We start from the raw sequence: 2850 nt of genomic DNA, 5'->3' as shown, positions 1-2850 counted from the left end.
TGTAGCCCTTGTCGTTGCGCTGATCGATGACGATCAGGCCGGGGCTTTCGCGCAGCAGGTCGCGCGCCTCGTCCTCGTCCAGCGGATCGTGGAACTCAATATTCACCGCCTCCGAGTGGCCGACCATCACCGGCACCCGCACGCAGGTCACGGTGAGCTGGATCGACGGGTCGATCATCTTGTGGGTCTCGTTCCACATCTTGGCCTCTTCGTCGGTGTAGCCGTCGTCGTTGAAGGCGCCGATGAAGGGGATGACGTTGAAGGCGATCTGCTTGGGGAACTTCTTGGGCTCGGGCGCGCCCAGGACGAAGACGCCCTTGGTCTGGTCCCACAGCTCGTCCATGCCTTCCTTGCCGGCGCCTGAGACAGACTGGTAGGTCGAGACCACCACCCGCTTGATGCGCGCGCGGTCGTGCAGCGGCTTCAGCGCCACGACGAGCTGGGCGGTCGAGCAGTTCGGATTGGCGATGATGTTCTTCTTGCCGGCATAGGCGACGTCGTCGGGGTTCACCTCCGGCACGATCAGCGGCACGTCCGGGTCCATGCGCCAGGCCGAGGAGTTGTCGATGACGATCGGGCCGGCGGCGCCGATCTTCGGCGACCACTCCTTGGAGAAGGAGCCGGAGACGCTCATCAGCACCACGTCGACGCTGGAGAAGTCGAACTGCTCGATGTCCTCGCACTTGAGGATCTGCTCGCCGAACGAGACCTCGACGCCGATCGAACGGCGGCTGGCCAGGGCGTGGATCTTGTCGACGGGGAATTCGACCTCTTCGAGGATGTTCAGCATCTCGCGGCCCACATTGCCCGTGGCGCCGACCACGGCCACCCGATAGCCCATGGCGGTCTCCTTCAAAGTCCTGTCGCGGAGCGTCCCGTTACGCCCTGCGGGGCCGCCGCGCAAGGCGAGCCGGCGGGTGCAGGCCCATTGACCCGACGCTGCTGGTGGTCGTCTGTTGCGCTCCGAACCAGCAAGGGGAACCGCCGATGACCGCGACGCCGACCGGAATGCCGTTTTCCAACCTCATGGGGGTGGAGATCATCAAGCGGGACAAGACGCGCGTCATCGGGCGGCTGACGGTGCGAGAGGATCTCTGCACCGCCGGGGGCATTCTGCACGGCGGAGCGTTCATGGCCTTCGCCGACGCGCTGGGGGCGGTGGGCGGCTTCCTCAACCTGCCGCCGGGCGCGCGCACAACGACGCTGGAGTCCAAGACCAATTTCCTGGGCTCGGCCAAGGTCGGAACGGTGGTGACCGGCGAGGCCACGCCCCTGCACATCGGCCGCCGCTCCAGCGTCTGGCAGACCCGCATCACCAATGAGGACGGCAAGCTGCTCGCCCTGGTGCTGCAGACCCAGATGACCGTCGAGACCTGACGGCGTTCAGCCGCGGCCGATGTCCTCCGGCCGGGTCGGGTTGACCAGCGGCTGGCCGCGTACGTAGCGGGCCAGGTTGTCGAGGAAGAGCTGATCGCCGCGCGCGCCGGTGAGGGCGCCGCGGTTGGAGGCGTGCGGCGTCACCCGCACCTTCGGATGGTCCCAGAACCAGGAGTCGGCGGGCAGGGGTTCGGTCTTGAAGACGTCGAGGACGGCGTGGGCCGGCTGGTCGCGGTCGAGGCCAGCGCGCAGGGCGTCCTCGTCGACCAGGCCGCCGCGGCCGATATTGACCAGGATCGCGCCCGGCTTCATGGCCGCGAAGAAGGCCTCGCCGGCCAGGTCGCGGGTTTCGTCGTTGAGGGCGCAGGCCAGGACGACCACGTCGGCGTGCGGCAGGCGCTGGGGCAGGTCGGCCAGGGTGCTCACATGATCGGCCAGGCCCTCGGCGGAGGGTGAGCGGCGCACCGCCTCGACCTCCGCGCCGAACGCCTTGGCGCGCACGGCGATCTCGCGGCCGATATTGCCGAAGCCGACGATCAGCCAGCGGGTCTCGGCGACCTCGCGGAAATTGACCGGCTTCCAGGCATGGTCGCGCTGATGGGCCGCCTGCTGGTCGATGGGGTGGAGCAGGCTGAGCGCGTGGATCGCGACATATTCGGCGATGGCCGGCGCCTGGGCGCTGGAATTGGTGACGGCCAGGCCCTCGCGCGCCAGCGGCGCGAACATCGGGTTGTCGAGCCCGGCGAAGGCGGTCTGCACCCAGCGGGCGTGCGGAGAGGCGGCCAGCCGTCCGAAATAGTCGCCGCCGTGCTTGCCGAAGGCGTCGAGGCTCAGCCACCAGATCTCCGGTCTGATCTCGGCGGGGGCCACCGGCGCGCCGCCGCGGGTAATGGCGCCGTCCGGCTCCAGCACCAGGACGTCGAGATCGGGGGCTACGGCGGCCAGCCGGCTGGCGATGCGGTCGTAGGGCGTGCGGAGAAGGAGAGTCTGCATGCGGCGAGCTTAGCGACCGGTTGGCGCGTCGCAAAGGAAAGGCATTTGACAATATATTGTCGAAACGACAGGATATTTCCATGAATCCCTCCGCCGACGCCGTGCTGCGCCTGGTCGAGGCGGTCGCCACGGCCGGCGCCCGCTTCGCCGAGGTCGAGGACCGGATCATCGCCGACACCGGGTTCACCGGCGCCCGGCTGCGGGTCGCCGGGGTGCTGGAGGCGGCCGGGCAGGGCCGCACCGTCCCCCAGGCGGCGCGGAGCCTGGGCCTGAGCCGTCAGGCCGTGCAGCGGGTGGCCGACGACCTCGTCGACTGCGGCCTGGCCGCCTGGCGCGACAATCCCGACCACAGCCGCGCGCGGCTGCTGGACCTCACGGCGGCTGGTCGCGCGGCCTATGCCGACGCCTTGCGGCGCAAGGGCCAGTGGGCGCAGGCCAAGGCCGAGGGCCAGACCCCCGCCTGGCTGTCGGTGGCGACGG

3 protein-coding genes and 1 pseudogene are annotated in these 2850 nt (G+C 69.4%); 2 read left to right on the top strand and 2 right to left on the bottom strand.

The features are described 5' to 3' along the window. Window positions 1–787 (bottom strand): annotated as a pseudogene (locus ACE3TL_RS16145) (aspartate-semialdehyde dehydrogenase); the annotation flags it as partial. 200 nt (window positions 788–987) lie between these two features. On the opposite strand from ACE3TL_RS16145, the gene ACE3TL_RS16140 reads away from it, so the two are divergent. Continuing rightward, window positions 988–1377: a PaaI family thioesterase gene (locus tag ACE3TL_RS16140; RefSeq protein ID WP_374579690.1), complete on the top strand. Its 390-nt coding sequence runs from the start codon at window positions 988–990 to the stop codon at window positions 1375–1377. Between the two features lie 6 nt (window positions 1378–1383). Here the strand turns inward: ACE3TL_RS16140 and ACE3TL_RS16135 are convergent, their stop codons facing one another. Further along, on the bottom strand, window positions 1384–2370 hold the full coding sequence (locus ACE3TL_RS16135) for a D-2-hydroxyacid dehydrogenase (protein WP_374579689.1): 987 nt from the start codon (window positions 2368–2370) through the stop codon (window positions 1384–1386). A gap of 80 nt (window positions 2371–2450) precedes the next feature. Between ACE3TL_RS16135 and ACE3TL_RS16130 the strand changes: the two genes are divergently transcribed. Further along, on the top strand, window positions 2451–2850 hold a 400-nt coding region (locus tag ACE3TL_RS16130), incomplete at its 3' end, for a MarR family transcriptional regulator (protein WP_374579688.1).

The sequence above is a fragment of the Phenylobacterium sp. genome, from assembly GCF_041920015.1.
Lineage (GTDB): Bacteria > Pseudomonadota > Alphaproteobacteria > Caulobacterales > Caulobacteraceae > Phenylobacterium.
This window is presented reverse-complemented; position numbering and strand designations above follow the sequence as displayed.

Bases quoted from the DNA above. Each gene is read 5' to 3' on its own strand.
- ACE3TL_RS16140 (WP_374579690.1), top strand. From the start codon at position 988: ATGACCGCGACGCCGACCGGAATGCCGTTTTCCAACCTCATGGGGGTG.
- ACE3TL_RS16135 (WP_374579689.1), bottom strand. From the start codon at position 2,370: ATGCAGACTCTCCTTCTCCGCACGCCCTACGACCGCATCGCCAGCCGG.